At 29.9% G+C, this 21537-nt stretch carries 23 protein-coding genes and 1 other RNA gene; 3 read left to right on the top strand and 21 right to left on the bottom strand.

Translation table 11 applies throughout. The annotated features are described in order from the left end of the window. Positions 1–13: 13 nt before the first annotated feature. From Q326_RS0109565 to Q326_RS0109505, 13 genes are all read right to left on the bottom strand, one after another. Positions 14–490, bottom strand: a complete 477-nt coding sequence (locus Q326_RS0109565) for a cell division protein FtsL (protein ID WP_026895186.1) — start codon at positions 488–490, stop codon at positions 14–16. A 30-nt stretch (positions 491–520) separates the two neighbouring features. After that, positions 521–1453: a 16S rRNA (cytosine(1402)-N(4))-methyltransferase RsmH gene (rsmH, locus tag Q326_RS0109560; RefSeq protein WP_026895185.1), complete on the bottom strand. Its 933-nt coding sequence runs from the start codon at positions 1451–1453 to the stop codon at positions 521–523. 18 nt (positions 1454–1471) lie between these two features. Continuing rightward, entirely contained in the window at positions 1472–1903 is a 432-nt protein-coding gene (gene mraZ / locus Q326_RS0109555) for a division/cell wall cluster transcriptional repressor MraZ (protein WP_026895184.1), read from the bottom strand. A 240-nt stretch (positions 1904–2143) separates the two neighbouring features. Continuing rightward, on the bottom strand, positions 2144–2299 hold the full coding sequence (locus Q326_RS18225) for an aspartyl-phosphate phosphatase Spo0E family protein (RefSeq protein ID WP_084489602.1): 156 nt from the start codon (positions 2297–2299) through the stop codon (positions 2144–2146). Positions 2300–2446: 147 nt separating this feature from the next. Then, on the bottom strand, positions 2447–3181 hold the full coding sequence (gene lgt, locus Q326_RS0109545) for a prolipoprotein diacylglyceryl transferase (RefSeq protein WP_026895183.1): 735 nt from the start codon (positions 3179–3181) through the stop codon (positions 2447–2449). Positions 3182–3320: 139 nt separating this feature from the next. Further along, positions 3321–4619, bottom strand: a complete 1299-nt coding sequence (gene yfmH / locus Q326_RS0109540) for an EF-P 5-aminopentanol modification-associated protein YfmH (RefSeq protein ID WP_156936289.1) — start codon at positions 4617–4619, stop codon at positions 3321–3323. Continuing rightward, positions 4609–5910: an EF-P 5-aminopentanol modification-associated protein YfmF gene (gene yfmF / locus Q326_RS0109535; RefSeq protein ID WP_034601798.1), complete on the bottom strand. Its 1302-nt coding sequence runs from the start codon at positions 5908–5910 to the stop codon at positions 4609–4611. The genes yfmH and yfmF overlap by 11 nt, the downstream gene beginning before the upstream one ends. Positions 5911–6064: 154 nt before the next feature. Continuing rightward, complete coding sequence (locus tag Q326_RS17075; RefSeq protein WP_051531352.1) at positions 6065–6580, bottom strand: YhcN/YlaJ family sporulation lipoprotein; 516 nt, start codon at positions 6578–6580, stop codon at positions 6065–6067. 56 nt (positions 6581–6636) lie between these two features. Further along, positions 6637–7284, bottom strand: a complete 648-nt coding sequence (gene phoU / locus Q326_RS0109525) for a phosphate signaling complex protein PhoU (protein ID WP_026895180.1) — start codon at positions 7282–7284, stop codon at positions 6637–6639. A 17-nt stretch (positions 7285–7301) separates the two neighbouring features. Beyond that, positions 7302–8057: a phosphate ABC transporter ATP-binding protein PstB gene (gene pstB, locus Q326_RS0109520; RefSeq protein ID WP_026895179.1), complete on the bottom strand. Its 756-nt coding sequence runs from the start codon at positions 8055–8057 to the stop codon at positions 7302–7304. Between the two features lie 20 nt (positions 8058–8077). Further along, positions 8078–8905: a phosphate ABC transporter permease PstA gene (pstA, locus tag Q326_RS0109515; protein WP_026895178.1), complete on the bottom strand. Its 828-nt coding sequence runs from the start codon at positions 8903–8905 to the stop codon at positions 8078–8080. Beyond that, positions 8905–9867 carry a phosphate ABC transporter permease subunit PstC gene (gene pstC / locus Q326_RS0109510; protein WP_250160331.1) on the bottom strand — a complete coding sequence of 321 codons (963 nt, stop codon included), beginning with the start codon at positions 9865–9867 and terminating at the stop codon, positions 8905–8907. Before pstC ends, pstA begins: the two co-directional genes overlap by 1 nt. Positions 9868–9976: 109 nt before the next feature. Continuing rightward, positions 9977–10900, bottom strand: coding sequence for a phosphate ABC transporter substrate-binding protein (locus tag Q326_RS0109505; RefSeq protein WP_026895176.1), 924 nt, complete (start codon positions 10898–10900; stop codon positions 9977–9979). Positions 10901–11159: 259 nt separating this feature from the next. Between Q326_RS0109505 and ychF the strand changes: the two genes are divergently transcribed. Beyond that, positions 11160–12251 carry a redox-regulated ATPase YchF gene (gene ychF, locus Q326_RS0109500; RefSeq protein WP_026895175.1) on the top strand — a complete coding sequence of 364 codons (1092 nt, stop codon included), beginning with the start codon at positions 11160–11162 and terminating at the stop codon, positions 12249–12251. A gap of 116 nt (positions 12252–12367) precedes the next feature. Here ychF and Q326_RS0109495 read toward each other — a convergent pair whose 3' ends face one another. From Q326_RS0109495 to Q326_RS0109480, 4 genes are all read right to left on the bottom strand, one after another. Then, a complete protein-coding gene (locus tag Q326_RS0109495; RefSeq protein WP_026895174.1) occupies positions 12368–13264 on the bottom strand; it encodes a hypothetical protein in 897 nt (298 codons plus the stop codon). Positions 13265–13337: 73 nt separating this feature from the next. Then, positions 13338–14123 (bottom strand): family 1 encapsulin nanocompartment shell protein, encoded by a 786-nt coding sequence (locus Q326_RS0109490; protein WP_026895173.1) that lies wholly within the window; start codon positions 14121–14123, stop codon positions 13338–13340. Positions 14124–14143: 20 nt separating this feature from the next. Further along, positions 14144–14494 carry an encapsulin-associated ferritin-like protein gene (locus Q326_RS0109485; protein ID WP_205687667.1) on the bottom strand — a complete coding sequence of 117 codons (351 nt, stop codon included), beginning with the start codon at positions 14492–14494 and terminating at the stop codon, positions 14144–14146. A 272-nt stretch (positions 14495–14766) separates the two neighbouring features. Further along, positions 14767–15309 (bottom strand): DUF3775 domain-containing protein, encoded by a 543-nt coding sequence (locus Q326_RS0109480; protein WP_026895171.1) that lies wholly within the window; start codon positions 15307–15309, stop codon positions 14767–14769. Positions 15310–15596: 287 nt separating this feature from the next. Here Q326_RS0109480 and brnQ point away from each other — a divergent pair, with 287 nt between their 5' ends. Continuing rightward, entirely contained in the window at positions 15597–16892 is a 1296-nt protein-coding gene (gene brnQ, locus Q326_RS0109475) for a branched-chain amino acid transport system II carrier protein (protein ID WP_026895170.1), read from the top strand. Between the two features lie 25 nt (positions 16893–16917). Then, positions 16918–17160: a hypothetical protein gene (locus Q326_RS0109470; RefSeq protein ID WP_026895169.1), complete on the top strand. Its 243-nt coding sequence runs from the start codon at positions 16918–16920 to the stop codon at positions 17158–17160. Between the two features lie 191 nt (positions 17161–17351). Here Q326_RS0109470 and phnE read toward each other — a convergent pair whose 3' ends face one another. The 4 genes from phnE to rnpB form a co-directional block, all read right to left on the bottom strand. Further along, positions 17352–18929, bottom strand: a complete 1578-nt coding sequence (gene phnE / locus Q326_RS0109460; protein WP_034601796.1) for a phosphonate ABC transporter, permease protein PhnE — start codon at positions 18927–18929, stop codon at positions 17352–17354. Continuing rightward, a complete protein-coding gene (phnC, locus tag Q326_RS0109455; RefSeq protein ID WP_026895167.1) occupies positions 18901–19632 on the bottom strand; it encodes a phosphonate ABC transporter ATP-binding protein in 732 nt (243 codons plus the stop codon). Before phnC ends, phnE begins: the two co-directional genes overlap by 29 nt. An 11-nt stretch (positions 19633–19643) precedes the next feature. Further along, positions 19644–20516: a phosphate/phosphite/phosphonate ABC transporter substrate-binding protein gene (locus Q326_RS0109450; RefSeq protein ID WP_026895166.1), complete on the bottom strand. Its 873-nt coding sequence runs from the start codon at positions 20514–20516 to the stop codon at positions 19644–19646. A 293-nt stretch (positions 20517–20809) separates the two neighbouring features. After that, an RNA gene (gene rnpB, locus Q326_RS17945) (RNase P RNA component class A) lies at positions 20810–21156 on the bottom strand. Between the last annotated feature and the right edge of the window lie 381 nt (positions 21157–21537).

Genomic DNA, 21537 nt, shown 5'->3' with positions numbered 1-21537 from the left:
AGCCCCCTTGCCTTTACTGTATTAAACCAAATAACCCATTTATCTTATTCTTTATCACAGTTATTATACCCTTTGATTGTTGACTCTTTATATTTCCTTTTTCATTATAGACTTGTTTATCAGCATCTATCTCTATATAAACAACCTGTTCATCTTTAGGATAAACCATATTAAGTTCATTTATGGCCTTCCTTTCTATTAATCCTGACTCTTTAATAGCCTCTAATTCCAATGCTAGCTTTTGTTTTTCCTTATTTAACTCTTCTATATTTCCTTCAAAATTCACTATGTCATACTTTAGTTGAGAAATATATGCATATCTTAATAATACTATTAAACAAATTGAAAATGTAATCGCTGCAAGGGTAAATACTTTCACCTTAATTTTAACATTACTTTTTTTATTTTTTTTATTTTCTGCTCTTTTCTTAGGTTTTGGGTACTTAGAATTTTCATTATAATATTCTAATTCTTTTTTTGCTACTATCAAATTTATTCACCCCTTTCAGCTTTTAGAACACTAAATCTTTTGAGCAATTCTCAATTTTGCACTTCTAGCTCTAGGATTTGTTTCTATTTCATATTGCGATGGCATTATAGGTTTTTTAGTTATGATCTTAATCTCTCTTTTTTTGTCACATCTACATATTGGATATTCTGTTGGACATATGCAATCTTTATACAAATACTTAAATGTATTTTTTACTATTCTATCTTCCAGAGAATGAAATGTTATTATACATATCCTTCCTTTAGTGTTTAAAACAGAAGCAATATCCAGTATTGCATCTTTCAATATGGAAAGCTCTTTATTCACTTCTATTCTAATAGCTTGAAATGTACGCTTCCCAGGATGAGGGCCATCGTTTCTAGCTCCTTTTGGTATCGCCTTCTTTATAACACTTACTAATTCTCTTGTAGTATCGATAGATTTATCCATTCTTTCATTAACTATAAACTTAGCTATTCTTTTCGACCATCGCTCTTCACCATATTCACTTATTATCCTGTTTAGCTCTTCTTCCGAATAATTATTTACTATATCCCAAGCAGAAATCTTGCTAAATTCATCCATCCTCATATCTAGTGGAGCATCCTGCATATATGAAAAACCTCTAGATGCTTCATCAAGCTGATAGGATGATACTCCCAAATCCAATAATACCCCATCTACAGTATCTATATCTAAATCCTTTAATATGCTCTTTATATTTTTAAAATTATTATGAACCAAAATAACTTTATCTTCATATTCCTTAAGCTTCTTTTTAGCATTATTTATTGCATTGATATCTTGATCTATACCTATAAGCTTTCCAGTATCAAGTCTATCCAATATGCCCTTTGAATGACCAGCGCCTCCTAAAGTTCCATCTATATATATACCATCTTTTTTTATATTAAGGCCTTCTAATGCCTCATCATATAAAACTGATACATGTTTATATTCCAATACAGTCACCTCTTAAACTCATATTCCTAATTCCACCATCTTTTCTGCGATACTTTCATAATTCAAATCTGCATCTGTATTATATTCATCCCATCTTTCCCTATCCCATAATTCTAATCTGTTTGACACACCTATAATTACCACTTCTTTAGTAATGTCACTATGTTTCCTTAAATTTGAAGGTACCAATATTCTTCCCTGTTTATCTAATTGACATTCAGTAGCTCCAGAAAAGAAAAATCTAACAAATGCCCTAGCATCTTTTTTAGTAAGAGGTAAAGTCTTAAGTTTGTTTTGTAAAATATTCCATTCTTCCATAGGATAAACAAAAAGACAGTTATCTAGTCCTTTAGTCATAACAAATACATCCCCTAATTCATCTCTGAATTTAGATGGAATTATGACTCTGCCCTTAGTATCTAAAGAATGCTGATACTCTCCAATAAACATACAACCCACCCCACTGACATGGTCTTTATACCACTTTCCCCCACTTTAAACCACTTACATTATTCCTATTCTATAGTGGTAATCTAAAATCCTTCTTTAAATAATAAAAAAATTTTTTTTGCAAAAAAATACAGACCAAATACCTATATTTTTAAAAAACAATAGGCATTTAGTCTGATAAACAAAAAATTACTATTAAAATTTTTCTAATTTACAAGTGGTTTAAAGTGGGGAGTTTCTTTAGCTTGACATCTTATTATTTTTATTAGCATAATAAGATACTATTAATTTATCAAGCCTCTTACTTAATTCATACAGTTCCTCAAAATTGTCTTCACACTCTATAGACTTATTAAGCTTGTCTCTTAATTCGTCAATCTTGTCCATTAATGTCATAATTTAAGACCTCCCCTCAAATGGTATATATATTGTATTATATCATCCAAAAATAGTCAATTATCCACTTTTTTCTTTTACAGTATTTTTTAAGATTTGACACCATATTTCTCTAGCATACTTCTTTTTTTATAATTTCCTTTACATTTATAGACTTTTAACTCTTTTTTTATATATAAAAATAGCAGTAGATAATAATATAATTATCAAGCTTATAACTTGAGCCACTCTAAGAGGTCCCAACATTAGACTGTCTATCCTCAGACCTTCTATAAAGAACCTTCCCACAGAATATAGAGATAAATACAATAAAAATACTTCTCCATTAAATTGTTTTTTATTTTTTCTATACCAAATCAAAAAGAAAAAAATCAACAAATTCCATAAAGATTCATACAAAAATGTTGGATGAACCCTTTGCCCATCTACTAGTATAGCCCAAGGCAGATCTGTAGGTGTTCCATATGCCTCTTTATTTATAAAATTTCCCCATCTTCCTATAGCTTGACCTAATATAATACTAGGTGCAGTTATATCTGCAATTAACCAGAAATCAATTTTTTTAATTTTACAAAATATAATTGCAGTCAATACACTGGCAATTATTCCTCCATGAATTGCCAATCCTCCACCCCTTATGTTAATAATTTTCATAAAATCCCATCTATAATATTCCCAAGAAAATATTACATAGTATAAACGGGCTCCTATTATTGCTGCAGGTACAGCAAATAATAAAAGATCTATTAATTTTTCTTCATTAAACCCTATTCTTTTACATTCTTTTATAGCTAGTATAGCTCCTAATAAAAGACCTAAGGATATTAATATACCATACCACCTTATAGATATACCAAATATTTCAAAAGCTACTGGTTCCAATACTTTTACCTCCTAAAAAATCAAATAATTGAGCTACTAAGAAACGCCCTAGCAGCCCATTTTATATAATATCATAGTTTTTAAATAATATAAATAATTTTCTTACTACATTTCCTTTTTTTACACTAACTAAATCTAACTATATATCTTTCCTTGGATATATAATAGATAAAGTGTAGTTATCTTTGGTCAAATGAGCTTTTAGCCTATTTTCTACATCCTTTAATGTAATTTTTTCTAATATATATATATAGTCAAATAATGATATATTGTCAAAATAATAAGACGCAAATCCATTGGCTATGTTCTCTAAAGAATTGAAATCCATTATATGATAACCCATAAGTTTATTCTTCATTCTAATAAATAATTCTTCTTTTAATCCTTCAAGCTTTAATTTCTCTACATATTTAAGTATCTCTTCAGATACCTTGTTAGGATCCTCTGATTGGCCACCTATAATAGAATGCCCATAGTCCTTATGTCCAACATACTGGAATCCAAAGCTATTATCTATCAATCCACTATCATATAAATATTGATAGAATTCTGTACTGCTACCAAACAACATCTCTAGCAATATTTCTGTTTCTATATTTCTTTTCAACAATTCTGTCCCATCAGTACCTATGTCTAAATCTTTAAACCCCATATTAAAAAGAGGCACTGATACTGCCAATGATTCTTCTATATACTTTTCGTTTATCTCTTTAGGTTCTTTAGAATAGAATCTTTTTATTTCCTTAACATTATTAGAAGGACTTTCCTTCATAACATTCATTATTTTATCAATAGACTTCTCAAAATCTAAATCTCCAATCATAAATAGAATCATATTACTGGGATGATAAAAGGTATTATAGCACTTATATAATGTTTCCTTAGTTATTTTATTTATAGATTCAACTGTCCCAGCTATATCAATTCTTACTGGATGTTTTTTATACATACCTTTGAGACAATTAAAAAATACCTTCCATCCAGGCTCATCATCATACATTTTTATTTCTTGTTCAATTATCCCCTTTTCTTTATTAACATTTTCATCTGTAAAATAAGGATTTTGAACAAATTTTATTAATAGGCTTAAATTCTCATAGAAATTTTCTGTACATGAAAATAAATACGCTGTCTGATTAAAGTTAGTAAATGCATTAACATATGAGCCCAATTTTGAAAATTCATTGAAAATATTGCCTTCAGGTTCTTCAAAAAGTTTGTGTTCTAGAAAATGGGCTATACCCTCAGGAACATCTTCAAACTCATCTTTTCCTAAAGGTACAAATCTATTGTCATTGGAGCCATATTTGGTAGTAAATATAGCATACTTTTTACTAAATCCCTTTTTAGGCATATAAAATAACTTAAGCCCATTATCTAATTGTACTTCTCTTATTTTTTCCTCTAGTCTATCACTTGCTAATTCTTTAATTTCCATTTATATTCCTCCCTTCAGCATTTTCTTCTTTGCTTTTTAAAAAGTATATAGTATCTAGGCTTAATTTGCTAACAGCTTCAATTATTTTATCTCTATTTGTATTTTTAATATTGTTTATAATCTCAGAGATATCCTTTTTATCTTTAGAAAGTGCTCGACTTACATAAAAATCAGAAATAGAATAATTACTATCTGTCATAGACTGAATAGATGTAATTAAGGCTTTTTTAGCTTGATCTATATCATCATCACTGAAATTCCCTTTTTTAAGTGCCTCTACTTGTTCTTTTATTATGTCAATTGATTTATCAAATTTATCAAAATCAATTCCACCTGATATTAACATTATTCCCTTGTATTTATACGTTCTAGAATTTATATAGTAGGCGAGACTCTCTTTCTCTCTCACATTTAAAAATAGTTTAGAATTGGGTCCTCCTCCTAATATATTATTAGCTATCAAAAAAGGCTCGTAGAGTTCATCTTTATAATCTATATTTGTTCTAAATCCCATAGTTATTTTCCCTTGGTTTATATCCATTTCTTCTGTTACCATATTTTTAGTCTTAACTTCTTTTTTTATAACCTCTTTAGGTATTTCAATTATATTTTCTCTCTCGAACTTTAGATTTTCTTTTAATAGTTTTATAGTATCATCTACATCAACATTTCCCACAACACTTATTTCTATGGGGCTAGTTGCCATAATCTCTTTATAATGTTCATATAATTTTTTGCCATTTATATCTTTTAAATCCTGTACATATCCATATTTATACAAACTATATGATTCATTTTTGCACATTTCTTCTATACATCTATCTACTGCATATCGCTTTTTATTATTTATTCTTCCTTGTATTCTATTCATAAGATTTTTTTTCTCTTGTTCAACATAAGTATCTTTAAATTCATTTGATAAAATATAAGGATTATTTACTATATCATTTATCAACTTTATACTCTCTAGAAGCATTCCTTCTGCTTTTACAAATTGATCTAAAGGACCTTCTATAGCAAAGGTTAAAATCTGTTTCTCTCCCTTCTTATCTATAGTAGAAATCATTTGAGAACCATATAATTCTTCTAGTTTCCGTTCTATATCTATAGCTCTATTAAAATTTTTTGTACCTCTTTTCAATACATAAGGTATTAAAGCATTCAATGTAACCTCTTTCTTTGAAAGTGGTCTTGCTATATGGATACTTATCAATTGTGATTTGAATTTTTGAGAATTAATTATGTTTACATTTACAGCATTATCAATTTCTCTTCGTATAATATCTGCCATATTTTATACCTCCAACTTTATATTTAAATTAAAATATTAATTTATATTTATATCTATAATAGTTCTATTATACCCGATATTTAATATTTAAAATAATTTTTCACAAAAGAGTTCTTAAAAACAAAAAAATCCAGTCTTAAGACTGGATTTTTTGTTAATCTGCAGTAGGAGCTACCCTTCTAATTATTTCGTTTACTTCATCTACAAATCCTGATAGAGGTTTTCCTCTTTTTATATCTCTTGCTATATTATCTATTCTATCAAAAAAATCAGGAGAAGCAGTCACAATCACATTGTCTATTCTGTTATCTACTTTTTTTACTACATTAATTATACTTCTTTTTAACTTATCCGTTACCTCTCCATTATCATTTCCAGCTATATCTACACCTACCAATGCAGTATCTCCTGTAATAACAACAGTTGCATCATCTACACCTGCTATATCAACTACACTATCAGCTATGTTTTCAGCCCTAGCAGACATATTATTATCCATATTCATATCATTATTCATATTGTTATTCATGTTGTTATTGTTATTATTGTATCTTCCTATGTCATTGGTGTTATTGTTATCAGGTAAGTTAGGCTTTTCTGCTGGTTGACAAGCCATCAAAGAAAAAGAAACAATAAATATTATTAGGGTAAATAGACTTCTCTTTTGCAAATTTCACACCTCCCATATTTATTGTTTCTTATTTTTCACTTTTTATTACTTCTTTTTTAAAATTCAACCCTTTCACTTGTTACCATATATATTACTCTTTCACATATATTAGTTGTATGATCAGCAATTCGTTCAATATATCTTCCTATAAACAATAAATCTATCACTTGATTCATAATACTTTTGTCCTTACTCAACATTTCTAATAATTCCACATACATTGACTCATATATATCATCTACTATATCATCTGTGTTAGCGACTCCTTCAGCTAATTTTACATCTTCTTTTACAAAACTATCTAAACTTTTTTTTATCATCATTTTAGCATGATTTGCCATTTTAGGGATGTCTATCAACGGTTTTATATATTTCTCATTGGACATTTTTTTTGTTGCCTTAGAAATATTTACTCCATGGTCTCCTATTCTTTCTAAATCTGTTATTATTTTTAAAATAGAACTTATTTTTCTTAAGTCTTTTGCCTTAGGTTGTTGTAATGCAATAAGTTCAAGACATTTTATTTCTATCTCTACTTCCATTTTATCTGCTTTGTCATCTAGAATTATCACTCTATCTGCCATTTCTACATCTTGTTTAACTAATGAATCTATAGCAAGCTCTATTATATTTTCAACCAATGCACCCATTTTTAATAGCATTTCCTGTAATTCTTGTAATTGATAATCAAAATTTCTTCTCAATGCTTCATACCTCCCCGTTAACCAAATCTTCCTGTTATATAATCTTCTGTCCTTTTATCACTTGGATTGGAAAAAATCTTAGCTGTTTCACTAAATTCTATTAATTCTCCTAATAAGAAGAATGCTGTATTATCAGATATTCTCCCTGCTTGCTGCATAGAATGGGTAACTATAACTATAGTATACTTTTCCTTTAATTCCTCTGTAAGCTCTTCTATTCTAGCTGTGGCTATAGGATCAAGTGCAGATGTTGGTTCATCCATTAATAATACATCAGGTTCCACTGCCAATGCTCTAGCTATACATAGCCTCTGTTGCTGACCTCCTGACATACCCAATGCATTTTTCTTTAACCTATCTTTAACTTCATCCCATATAGCTGCATCCCTTAGACTCTTTTCAACTATTTCATCTAATACAGACTTCCTTTTAATTCCATGAGCCCTAGGCCCATATGCTATATTATCATATATACTCATGGGAAATGGATTTGGCTTTTGAAATACCATCCCAACCCTTTTTCTCAACTTTATAACATCTATATTCTTATATATATCATGTCCATCAATTAACACATCTCCAGTTATTTTTACTCCCTCTACAAGATCATTCATTCTATTTAAAGTCTTTAAAAAAGTAGACTTACCACAACCAGAGGGTCCTATTAATGCTGTTATTTTATTTTTATCTATATCAATATTTATATTCTTAAGTGCTTGAAAATCTCCATAAAAAAGATTTAAATCTCTAACAGTTATTTTATTTTCAGTCATTTTCTCACCCCTATAAAATCTTAAACACCAGTTTTGTTTAATTTAGAAGCCAACATATTAGTTATAATATTTATAATTAGCACCACTGCTATCAAGATAGTAGCGGTTGCAAAAGCCTTACTAAATGATAATGCTTCTTTCGCCAATATATATAAATGCACAGCCAATGTTCTACCTGATTCCATCACCGAACCAGGCATCCTAGCCACAGTACCAGCAGTAAAATAGACGGCTGCTGTTTCTCCCACTATTCTTCCTACACTTAGTATTACAGCAGTTAATATCCCAGGTATAGCACTGGGTAATACAGCAAATGTTATAGTCCTAAGTTTAGATGCACCCAACGCCAAACTTCCTTCTCTATAAGAATTTGGCACTGATTTTAATGCTTCTTCTGTGGTCCGAATTATTGTAGGTAGTACCATAATACTAAGGGTTAAAGCCCCCGACATTATGGACCAACTAAATTTTAATGTAGTAACAAAAAATAACATCCCAAAAAGTCCAAATATTACAGAAGGTATCCCCGCCAAACTCTCAGTAGCAAACCTTATAGTTCTAACTATCTTACCAGGCTTTGCATATTCAACTAAATATATTGCTGCAAATATGCCTATAGGTGTTGCTATGGCAATAGTTATTAGTATAATATATATTGTTATAAAAATCATAGGAAATATCCCACCCTCTTCTGCTACTGGTGCTGTGGTTAGAAATTCTATATCTATCTCTGATATTCCATTTATAACAATATAAGATATTATCCATACAAGTATACCTACAGTTAATATCGCTGCTGACCATATAATACTCTTAGTTATACCATCCTTTATTTTTCTAATTTCCATTATTTTTCACCTGCCCTATAAGTTACCATGTTTAAAATTATATTTAAAATCATAATAAATATAAATAGTATTACACCTGTGGCAAAAAGGGCCTCTTGATGAAGTCCAAATGCATATCCCATCTCCAATGCTATATTAGCCGTCATAGGTCTAACTCTATCTAATAAAGATCCAGGTATCATAGGCGTATTACCTGCAACTAGAATAACTGCCATGGTTTCTCCAATAGCTCTTCCTATACCTAATACAACTGCTGCCAGTATACCAGATTTAGCTGCTGGTATTATTACTTTAAATATAGTCTGTATATGAGATGCACCCATTGCAAGAGAGCCTTCTTTATATTCATTGGGTACTGCCCTTATAGATGTTTCAGATATGCTCACAATAGTAGGTAAAATCATAACCCCAAGTATTATAGAAGCAGCTAACAGACTATTTCCTCCACCACCAAAATATTTGTCTATCATTGGTACAATAACTATCAATCCAAAAAAACCATATACAACGGAAGGTATACCTGCTAAAAGTTCTACTGCTGGACGAACTATTTTCACAAGCCATGGTGGTGCCAATTCGGCTATAAAAATAGCTGTAAACAATCCTATTGGCACCCCTATCACTATAGCCCCCAAAGTAGCATAAACCGATGCTATAATCATGGGAAATATGCCATATATATCGGCCATAGGTTGCCATTCTTTTCCCAATACAAAATCCTTAATACCTATCTTGAAAATGGCAGGACTTCCTTTTATAAATATAAATATGGTTATAGTACCTATACTTATTATTGCTACACATGCACTTAGAAAAAATATTATTTCCACTATTTTTTCTAACAATGAATTCTTCTTGTTTTCACCCATATAATCAATATTCTTTTTATTTTCTTTCATATTAGTTTCATCCATATTATCTCTATTATCATCGTTTAATATTATGTTTTCACCTTGCAACATAACACATCCCTCCAGCAAATGTCCTGAATATAATTTCTTAGTATACTTGACAGTAAGAGGGACGATTTCGCCCCTCTATCTTAAACTAAAACTATTAGTCAGTATAAATCTATTTAACTGGTATACCCTTTTCTGACACTATTTCTTGTCCCTCATCACTCATTACAAAATCCATATATGCTTTAACTAGTTGATTCATATCTCCTTTAGTTAACATCAAAAATGGTCTTGACACTTTATATTCTCCAGCTAATATTTTTTCCACAGTAGGTTCAACACCCTCTACTTTAACTCCTTTAACAGATTCATTCATATATGATAACGAAATATATCCTATGGCATTTTCTTTACCTGCTATGTTTTGTCTTACAGCTCCATTTCCTTCAGCTATCAATGCATCTTGTCTTACAGCACTTATCTTTTTGCCGTCATCATTTTTTTCTTCCAAATCCATTATTCCCTCAAAAGCACCTCTAGTTCCAGAACCAGCTTCACGACTTACAACTAAAATTTCATCATCTTTTCCTCCAACTTCTTTCCAATTTTTTATTTCACCTTTAAATATCTTTGTTATCATTTCTTTATCTAAACCTTCAACATCATTACTTGGATGTACAACTACTGCTATACCATCATAGGCTATTATATGTTCAGTCAATCCCCATTCTTTTTCTGCTTCTTTTAAATTTCTTGATGCCATTCCTATATCTGCTGCCCCTTCATTAGATGCTTTAACACCAGCAGATGAACCTATGCCCTGTACATCAATCTTAACATTTGGATTTGCTTCCATAAATGCAGCAGCTAATTTTTCTGCAAGGGGTGTAACTGATGTAGACCCTGCTATTGAAATAGTACCTTCTAACCCATCAGATTCGCCACCAGTTTTACCACCTTCACCGTTATCTGAAGACTGCTCCTGACCATCATTACCATTACTATCATTTTCACCACTACATCCTACAAATACTGAAATTGAAAGCAATAACACCATCACTAAAATTATCATTTTTGAATTTCTTAAAGATTTCATTTTATGTCCCCTTTCATACAATTAATTTAATTTCCTAACTTCAAAAATGATTATACCAGCAATAACCAATATATGTGTTGTGATATTGTTAATGAAATGTTAAGAATAGGTTAAGTTGAATACAATCCAGTGTTGATGTATAATTTAATCTGTTATATATTATATAGTTGATAGTTATTGATCAATAACTACTGATTTGAAATTATAATATAATTAAAGTTGTAAATTATAAATAATATTGAAAGGAAGATACAAATATATGAAATTAGGAATAGTAGGTTTACCAAACGTAGGAAAAAGTACTTTGTTTAATGCAATTACATCGGCAGGGGCTGAATCGGCCAATTATCCCTTTTGTACCATAGAACCCAATGTGGGAGTTGTTTCAGTACCAGACGAAAGGTTAGATGTATTAGAAAAAATGTTTAATGCCGCTAAAAAAGTACCTACAGCAATTGAATTTTTCGATATAGCAGGCCTTGTTAAAGGGGCTAGTAAAGGTGAAGGATTAGGAAATAAATTCTTGTCACATATAAGAGAGGTTGAAGCTATAGTACATGTCATAAGGTGTTTCGAAGATGAAAACATAACTCATGTAGAAGGAAACATAGATCCCCTTAGAGATATAGAGATTATAGACCTTGAGCTTATATTGTCAGATTTAGAAATAATGAGTAAAAGACTAGCTAAAACAGAAAAATTAGTTAAAAATGATAAATCCCTAAAAAAAGAACTAGAGATATTAAAAATAATAGTTGATACCTTGGAAAAAGGCAATCCTGTTCGTAGCATAGAATTTGATGAAGAAGAGAAAAAAATTATAAAACAATTAAATTTATTATCTAATAAACCTGTACTATATGCTACAAATATTTCCGAAGAAGACATAATTTCAGAGACCGATAATGAATTTGTAAAACAAGTAAAGGCACATGCCTCTAAAGAAGGCTCTGAAGTTATAACATTATGCGGTAAAATAGAAGCTGAAGTGTCAGAATTAGAAGACAATGAAAAAATGGAATTCCTAAATGAATTAGGGCTAAAAGAATCAGGACTAGACAAGCTTATAAAGGCCAGTTACAAATTATTAGGCCTTATATCCTTCTTGACAGCAGGTCCCAAAGAAGTAAGGGCTTGGACCATAAAGGAAGGGACTAAGGCACCTCAAGCAGCTGGCAAGATCCACTCAGATATAGAAAGGGGATTCATCCGAGCAGAAGTAATAGATTTCGAAGCATTAAAAGGATGTGGCGGCTATCCCCAAGCTAAAGAAAAGGGATTATTAAGACTGGAAGGCAAAGATTATATCATGAAAGATGGAGATGTAGTAGAATTTAGGTTTAATGTGTAAAATTATTAAAAACACCTGAGCTCAGGTGTTTTTAATAATTTTACACATTATAAGATTCACCATTTTATATTATATATACATTATAATATAATCAAAATATTAGGTGGTACTCTGTTCTAGTCTAAATCAAACTTTTTATTTATATCCATTAACCCTTTTACATAAAATGTTTTTTCATAATTTTCTACATCTTTTGTAACTTTGTAATTGTTCTTCTTTACTATATCAACATATTCCTTTAAAATCTCTGTTGTAACCATATTTGGATGATTTTCAATTACCTTTTCATATTCTTTTATAACTTCAGTTTTAATTGTATTATTTTCGAGATCAACCTTGCCATCATCTAATAGATAAACTTTAAGATAATGAAATAATACTTCTCCAATGACTGGCCTTCTGACTGCCTCTGGATACTTATTTATATAATTCTCAGCATTTATGGTTCTAGACTCTAATTCGTCCCAATCCACAGCTCTATGTCCCTCTATAATAGCCTGTTCGCCACTTTCTTTAGCCATTATTTCTATATAGTCGTTTATTTCTCCAGAAAGATATTTATTATATTTTTTTAAATATTCATAATCTAGAGCAGGATAATATGCGCCTTCTATATTTTGTAATTTATATCCTCCGTTATACATTTCTACTACAGCTTCCTTTAATCCTTCATCTTGAATCTCTTCTATCCTGTTATATTCAAATTTATTTGGAAATAATGCTATCAATTTTTTTTGCCTTTCTTTATCAAATACTATACTGGTATATCTTCCTATATGGAATTCCTTAGCTTTTTCTATTCCCATAATTAATCTATCTGCATTTTTCTCGTTTACTTTAGATATATTTTTATCTACATATTTTATTAACTCTAAAGGTTCCACATTATCTTTTACCATCAATGCATATTCTTTAATTATCTTCTCATCTCCAGTCAATTCTTTCCTTTGACACCCGATAAATGCTGTAGATAATAGTAAAATTATTATTACAAATACGATTGTTCTTTTCATTTCTACACTCCTCTTTTCGCTGTTAAAATTTAAAAGCCCTCTCACCAAAATGGCAAGAGGGCTTTACACCCTATTACATATTATATTTTACAATTATGTTGGGGTCAAGAACTCTGAACGTAAAAGATTCCGTAATAAAAAATCTAATCTTTTTTATGTCATGGGCTTGATATCCTATAGAAAAGTCATTGCCTACAGTTAATTCTAAATCATCATGATCAAATGGTAATAATAAAGCTCCATCTAATGCATGACTAAGAACTATATTACCTCCTATCAAAGACTCTATTCTTTTCAATAATGGATATCCACTAGATTCTGAATTTATTCTTTTAAATGCTTCTTCACCTACTACTAATGTATATGGACCTTCTGCATACGCCTTCTTTAGATTTAATATACCTTCAGATATATTTTCCAAAATTTCAGCACTGTTCTTACCAAACTTCAATTTAGTATTTGCTTCATTTACTAGCCCCTGTATAGAACCTTTTTCCAAGCCATTATATACAGCATCCTCTTCAAACATAGCAATCTTCTTAACAGCATCTTCCAATGGCTCTAAATCTATGTCTTTAGCTCCTCTAGTAAGGTTATCTAACTCCCATCTATCTAATGCAAATTCCATTCTTGTTTCAATTAAAGGCTTTATATCATATATTCCAAAAGAAATATCATCTTCTTCTACATCTACACCTTTTAACCTACCATCTTCTATAGCTGTATAATCCCAACCTTTTGGGCCCTCTACTTTTACTACCTTTCTTGCTGAAAGAAAAGTCTTCAATACATCTGATGCCCTTTCATCAATTTCTTCCCATACTTTATCTGTAATGGGTGCTAATTCCCTTTTTAACATATCTTTATTCCTCCTTTTGATTATTTCAAATCGCCTATATTAAGACCTTTTTTTGTGCTCTGGGACCCTTCATCACCTTGTTCTTCTTCCAATTCAGTAATATCACCTTCTGTAAATAGATACTGTCTTAATTCTGCATCCCATCCGTCCATATTTCTCCTTAGCCACTCTATTGTCATACATGCATGCTCTATCTCTTCATCCCTATTATGTGCCATTATGGCCTTTAGACTTTCATCTGAAGATGCATTCACCCTCTGATTGTACCAATCTACCGCCTCTATTTCTTCTTTTAAACTATTTAATGCCCTTGTAAAATCTTTAGTCTTTTCATCTAATTTTTCTACTGATTCATGATATTGTGACAACACTATCTCCTCCTTTTATAATACTTTATGTATTATCTCTCTGTATATAAACATACCCTGTTAATATATGTTTAATCATATAAAAATATGTTTTTTATATATCTTTAATTTTTTCTATTTATTCATAGATTGTTCATATTTTCTACACAATTGTTTATTAATATATATCTAGACGATGTTACTACACCTAACAAAGTCCCCTTTAATAATTACAAAACTCTACTGTTTTCAGTAGAGTTGTTTTTTTTGCTATATAAATAAAGAACATTTTCCTTTCAGTATTCTTTGTTATTTGTTTTATAATTTATATTCAAAATTTTAAGTCCATTTTTTAAATGTATATCTAATAAATATTTTTCAAGTATATGTTCTATTTCAACTTTCTTATTGATATATTCTGATTTGGATACACTGCGTTTAGTACTTCTGAAAATATCTTCTAATGTAGATTCTATATCGTATTCTCTATCTCTACCCAAATATATTATATTCTGGATAATTTTTATCGTCTCATAATCTATTTGTTCTAGTAATTTTTTTAATTCTTTCTCTGTTTTTCTCAGTTTTATATCTGGTTTATTAGATATGATATATGTAAAATTCTCTTTAATATTTTTTCTAATTAATCTTCTTTTTTCTGATAAACTTATAATTTTTTCAAAAATATCATTTAGTGTTTTTATCATAATCATACCTCCTTTTATTCCAATATTCTCCATAAAAGTAGGTAATTCCTTCATAAATCTTTCGCAAATTTTGACATTTTCTGAGATTTTATAAATAAAACCAAATGTAACACCAGCTAGAATCCTTTCCATTTAATATCCTTCAGTGTTTTGAACAATAATCTTTAAACTTTTGACAACCCCTTTTGATTATATATAAAATATAAAGTCTTATATTCCTGATACATCTCCATTTTTTAATATAAAATGAGCTTCTTTTATTAAAATTCCTTATTATATACATATTACAACCCCTAACCACTTTGCTATATTTTTAACAATTGTGAGAATATATTAATTTCTTAGAATTTTACAATAATTTATGGTATAATAATATTTGGTTGTTTAAAAATATTTTGAATTTTCAAGGAGGTTGGCTAATGAAAAAACTCGGCACTAAAAAAATTTTAGTTATTGGCTTTGCATTATTTGCAATGTTTTTTGGCGCAGGAAATTTGATTTTTCCTCCCTCTATCGGCCTAGGAGCAGGAGTAAAATGGAAAGCAAGTCTATTAGGTTTTTCTTTAACTGGTATAGGTCTACCTATACTAGGAATACTATCTATAGCCATATCTGGCGGCTCTATTGACAGTTTATTAAATAAAGTTGGCTCCAAATTCGCCATAATATTTAGTACTATAATAATATTATTGATAGGTCCACTATTGGCTACACCTAGGATTGGAGCAACTGCTTATGAATTAGGAGTAAAACCATTTTCATCTTCAATAGGTCCAATTATGAGTTCAATCATCTTTTTTGGATTAACCTTACTTCTAACAATAAAGCCGTCTGGCATTGTGGATATTATTGGAAAATTTTTAACACCTATACTCCTAATAATGATATCAATTATTATCTATAAAGGTGTTTCAACTCCAATAGGTATACCTGTAAATACACAAATATCTCAACCTTTTTCCATAGGATTTGAAAAGGGATATCAAACTATGGATTTACTTGCTGCAATAGTTTTTGGTAGTATAATAATTGATGATATAAAAAATAAAGGTATAATAAATAAAAAAGACCAATTCAAAGTAGTTGCAAAAACAGGTCTTATTGCAGCTATCGGTTTAGGAATTGTTTATGGAGGACTTTTATATTTAGGAGCTACAGGTAGTTCTATTTTCCCACTACATATAGAAAAAGCAGCTTTAACAACTAGTATAACTACTGCAGTATTAGGTCGTTTAGGAAAAGTAGCACTGGGATTATGTGTGTATTCTGCTTGTTTAACAACATCAGTTAGTCTTACTGCAACTGTAGGACATTTTTTCAATAAATTAAGTAAAGATAAAGTAAAATACTCTACTGCTATTATAATATCAACTATAATAAGTATAATCATTTCTAATACAGGCGTTGAAGCTATCGTAGTATTTGCCGATCCTATTTTAAAAATAGTATATCCAATAGCAATTGTATTAGTAATTATTAATGTTTTTGATAACTTGATTCAAAATAAACGCATTTATCTAGGTGCAACTATTGGAGCATTCTGTGTAAGTCTAGTAGATGGTCTATCTGCAATGGGTGTTAACACCTCTTATATAAATAAGGTTATCCAAATGTTCCCTCTTGCTGATAGTGGTTTTGGTTGGATATTGCCAGCAGTCCTAGGAATTATATTAACTCATCTAATTACAAAGATAAAAGAAAAAGTTTTAATATAATAAACAATTTTTAGGAGGCGAAATATTGTGGTCAAATTCATTGGAGCCTAGATTAGACTTCATTACAAATATATTAGATTGGTATATATGTCATTATGGCCTTCTTAGCTATACTATTATAATTGTAGGAAGTATATATTTCCTATGTATAAAAGCTCTTCTAATAAATATAAAAAATAAACAATATGATAGAGTTCTTATGTTAATAATACTTATGTTAATAATATTAGGTAGTCTTATAGGCTTTGGTATCGAAAATTCTAGATAAAATTAGTATAAAAAATAGTCGTTAACCTCCATATTTTTTTAAATCATTGGAAGTTAACGACTGTTTTAATGAAATTTCAAATTGGATTGCTTTTTTCATATCCAATTTCACTAAATATCTCCAGTAAAACTATCTGCTATAATTTTATATAGCATAAATTAATTCAAGTCTATTTTGGATATATCATAGGTTTACGCAAATATCTTTCTTAAGTATTGACTTAATTTATCTATAATTATTACCATTATAGATATACCAAGAAGTAGGAAGCCCACTTTTTCCCAATTTCTCCATGTTATATTCATAGCTAAGGTAGTACCTATTCCTCCTGCACCAATTACTCCTAAAATAGTTGAATTTCTAATATTTGATTCTAGTCTATATAGTGCTAAACTAACAAAGGTTGAAAATGTATGGGGTAATAGTCCATGTCTATAAGACTGGAAATTAGTTGCTCCTGTTGTTATTATACTATTTTGTATATTCTTTTCTCCACTTTCCAATACTTCACTATACATTTTTGTAAGTACCCCCGTCGTATAGATACTAAGAGCCATAGCTCCAGCCAAAGGTCCTGGTCCTACCCCTCTAAAAAATATTATTGCCGTTATAATAGGGGGAAATGTCCTTAAAATATTTATAATTCCCTTCAAAAATATAGAAACTCCCTTATGAGGTGAAGTATTATAAGCTGTTAAGTATGAAAAAATTAAAGACAATAATCCTCCTACTATTGTAGCAAATATAGCTATGAAAAAACTTTCTAATATCCCTTCTATAAGTTTAGAAAAGCAAGTAATGTCTACTCTTACCATTCTAAGTATAACATTCTTTCCCTGTGCTATCCCTAATACAAATCTATCATAAGTAATATTTAAAGAACTAAATGCAAATAAAAACAATAATATCACTAAGATTGGCACATAAAAAATCTTAAACACTTTAAACCTTCTATATGTATTAATATCTCTAAATCTTATAGTCTTTTTTATAAAATATTTTCTTACAAACAAACTTAATAAATCTATAATTAAAATTGTTAAAAATAAAACCAATATTAAAGTAGATAGATTATCATATCTAAGATGATTTAAATCTCTCCACATAATCTGACCTATTCCTCCAGCACCTACTAGCCCTAGAATAGTTGCACTACGGATATTTGTCTCAAGTACAATAAAAAAAATAGAAACAGATAGTTCAGATATATAAGGCAGAACACAATATCTTAAAACTTGTATAGCATTAGCACCTACTGATCTAATTGAACTCAATTGATTTTCATTAATAGCTTCAATATATTCTCTAAATAATTTTAATGATATTAAAAACGCAATAATAGTGAGAGCAATTATTCCTGCAAATTTGCCTATACTAAATATACTTACCAAAATTGCTGCCCATATTAGACTTGGTATAGTTCTAAAAAAAGAAAATACTCCACTTAGTATAGTCCCTATATATTTATTTGGAGCAATATTATTTGCAATAAAAAGAGAAAAAGGCAATGCTAACAATACACCTATTATAGATGATACTATAGCTATTTGAATTGTTTCATTTAACTTGTCAAAAACTTCTACACCATAAGATGTATTTGGCTTTAGCATCCTCACAAAAAGGTCAATCATACTAGGAATCCCTTTATATAGTCTTATAAAATCAAACTCTACTTTAAATCCGAGAAAAATCAAAATAATAATAGCTCCTAAAAAATATAAACTTTTATGTAATCTATTCTTAGCTGTATAATTCTTTAAGGAGTTCATTATTTAGATCACCTGCTTTCCCATCATAAAGAATTTTACCTTTTTTAAGAGCTACGATCCTATGACAATATTTCTTAGCCAAATTTACATCATGAAGATTAATCAGTATAGTAATATTTTTATTATCGTTAATAGCTTTAAAATAATTCATTATATTTTGCGAAGTAGCTATATCTAAACTTGCTACTGGTTCATCGGCCAAAATAATCTTTGGACTCTGACAAAGAGTCTTAGCAATAGCTACTCTTTGTTTTTGTCCTCCACTTAGCTCTTCCGCTCTTTCAAATATCTTTTCACTTAGGCCTACTTGCATTAATGCTTTTCTTGCACTTTCATATTCTTCATCACTAAATAAGCCAAAAAAAGATTTTAGGGAAGACTTATATCCAAGTCTTCCTATCAGTACATTGTCTAATACAGTAACTTTTTCAATTAAGTTGTAATCTTGAAAAACAAATCCTATCTGTCTTCTTATATTCCTAAGTTGAGTATTATTTAGTTTTGTAATATCTACATCATCTATATATACCTTACCTTTAGAGGGTTTAACCAATAAGTTTATAGATTTTAATAAAGTAGATTTGCCACTTCCTGATGAACCTATTATACCTACAAATTCTCCTTGTTTAATTTCTATATTTATATCATCAATGGCCAATGTTTTGCCATCATAAGAAACAGTTAAACCTTCTGATTTAAGCATTGTATTCACTCCTAATTAGCCTCTTTTAAATCAATATCCATAGTCTCTGCTGTATCCCTTATAATATCATAGTCTTTATCTGTTGCCTCTTCAAATCCATACATATTAAATAGATCTTTTAATAGTGTGGACCCCTCTTCATTCTTTGCTATATTTAACAATGCAGCTCTTATTTTTTCTTTAAGCTCTTTATCCATATCCCCTTTAATAGTTACAGATATATTTGGAATATAATCAGTATAGCCTAATATTTCAGCTTTTTCCATAGCATCTGGAAAATCTTTCTTGTATCTATCTCTTGAATCCACAAAGGTAGTTGCCACATCCACATCACCATTTAATAATAATTGTAATGCCTTATCATGTCCTCCAGCATATACATACTCTATATCATTTTCTAAGTCTATTCCCTCTTTTATTAAATGTGCTCCTGGAAATAAGTATCCAGATGTTGAAGATGGATCTACAAACGCTACCTTTTTACCCTTTATATCTGAAAAACTAGTTATACCACTATCCTTCCTTACTATAAACTGTGAACGGTAGTTTGCTTCTCCTGATTTGTTTAATGATGTTAATATAGCTTCTGCATCACTTTCACTATTTGCCAATACATAAGCAAAAGGTGGAATAAATCCAAAATCAACTTGTCCTGAACCTAATCCTTCTACTACTCCAACATAATTTGTAGCAGTAAATCCTTCTACTTTTATGCCTAGTTCATCAGATAACATTTCTGTCAATGGTTCTACAGATTCTATCAGTTTGTCCCCATCTTTCATAGGCACAAATCCCATTTTAATAACTTCTTCTTCCTTAGGTCCACAACCAACTACTGAAATAGCTAAAACTAACATCAATAGTAAAGCAATTAATCTTTTCATTTTTTAGTATCCCCCTTGTAATTTGATTTCTAATATATGATATAACAATTTAAACAAAATAGCAATACGATTCTCGATATTATCGAGAATCGTATTGCTATTGTATTGGTTTTTGTGTTTGTTTTATCTAATTGTCTCTCAACGGTACATTTTTATTTTTGCATTTTTACAGATACTAATTTTATTCTAAGTAAATTTTCATTTGTATATTATAATGTTTAAAATAAATCTAACCCCTCTTTTATTCCGTCACAAAATAAAAATAACATCTGCTACAATGCAGATGTTAACAATATGCGACTAAATCTATAAGCCGAGTTCTGTATCTGACAGTCATCTATCTAGACCTATTGTTACCAACAGGTTCATGCGACCTACCTACGGGACGGCAGCGGGCAGCCACCTCCATTTGTCCCTGCTTGGTCTTGCTCCAGATGGGGTTTACAGAGCCAACTAGTCGCCTAGTTGCTGGTGAGCTCTTACCTCACCTTTCCATCCTTACCTATTATTAAAATAGGCGGTTTATTTCTGTTGCACTATCCTTAGGGTCGCCCCCACTGGGTGTTACCCAGCACCTTTGCCCTACGGAGCTCGGACTTTCCTCATGCCATTAAAGACATGCGACCATCTGATTTAGTCGTTTATTATCTTTTGAGAAATAAATTATATCATATAATATATAAAAAATCAAAGGTAATATATGGTTAGTTACTGTCAAGTAATAGTTGGCAATTATTTTTCTTTAGATTTAATCATCCAATAACTATTGATTTTTAGGTTTTAAATTTATGTATTTAACACCCGTTAGGGCGAAATTATTTTAGACATTGTTATATTTCAATTTTATATCCTCATTACTGACCGTTAGGGCATAGATATCCTGTATTTAATATTATTAGAAACGATATCTTTAAAAGCTTAGCTTTAGGTTACTTGCACATCTATCACCTAGCATTTTCTGTATTGCCCTTCTTCCATTGGTTACAGCGCATTTCCTAAATGGAATAGAGGCTGTTTTATG

Source organism: Clostridiisalibacter paucivorans DSM 22131 (genome assembly GCF_000620125.1).
In the GTDB taxonomy this organism is placed as follows: Bacteria; Bacillota; Clostridia; order Tissierellales; family Clostridiisalibacteraceae; genus Clostridiisalibacter; species Clostridiisalibacter paucivorans.
The sequence above is the reverse complement of the archived record's forward strand: the minus strand, read 5'-3'. Positions and strand labels throughout refer to the sequence as shown.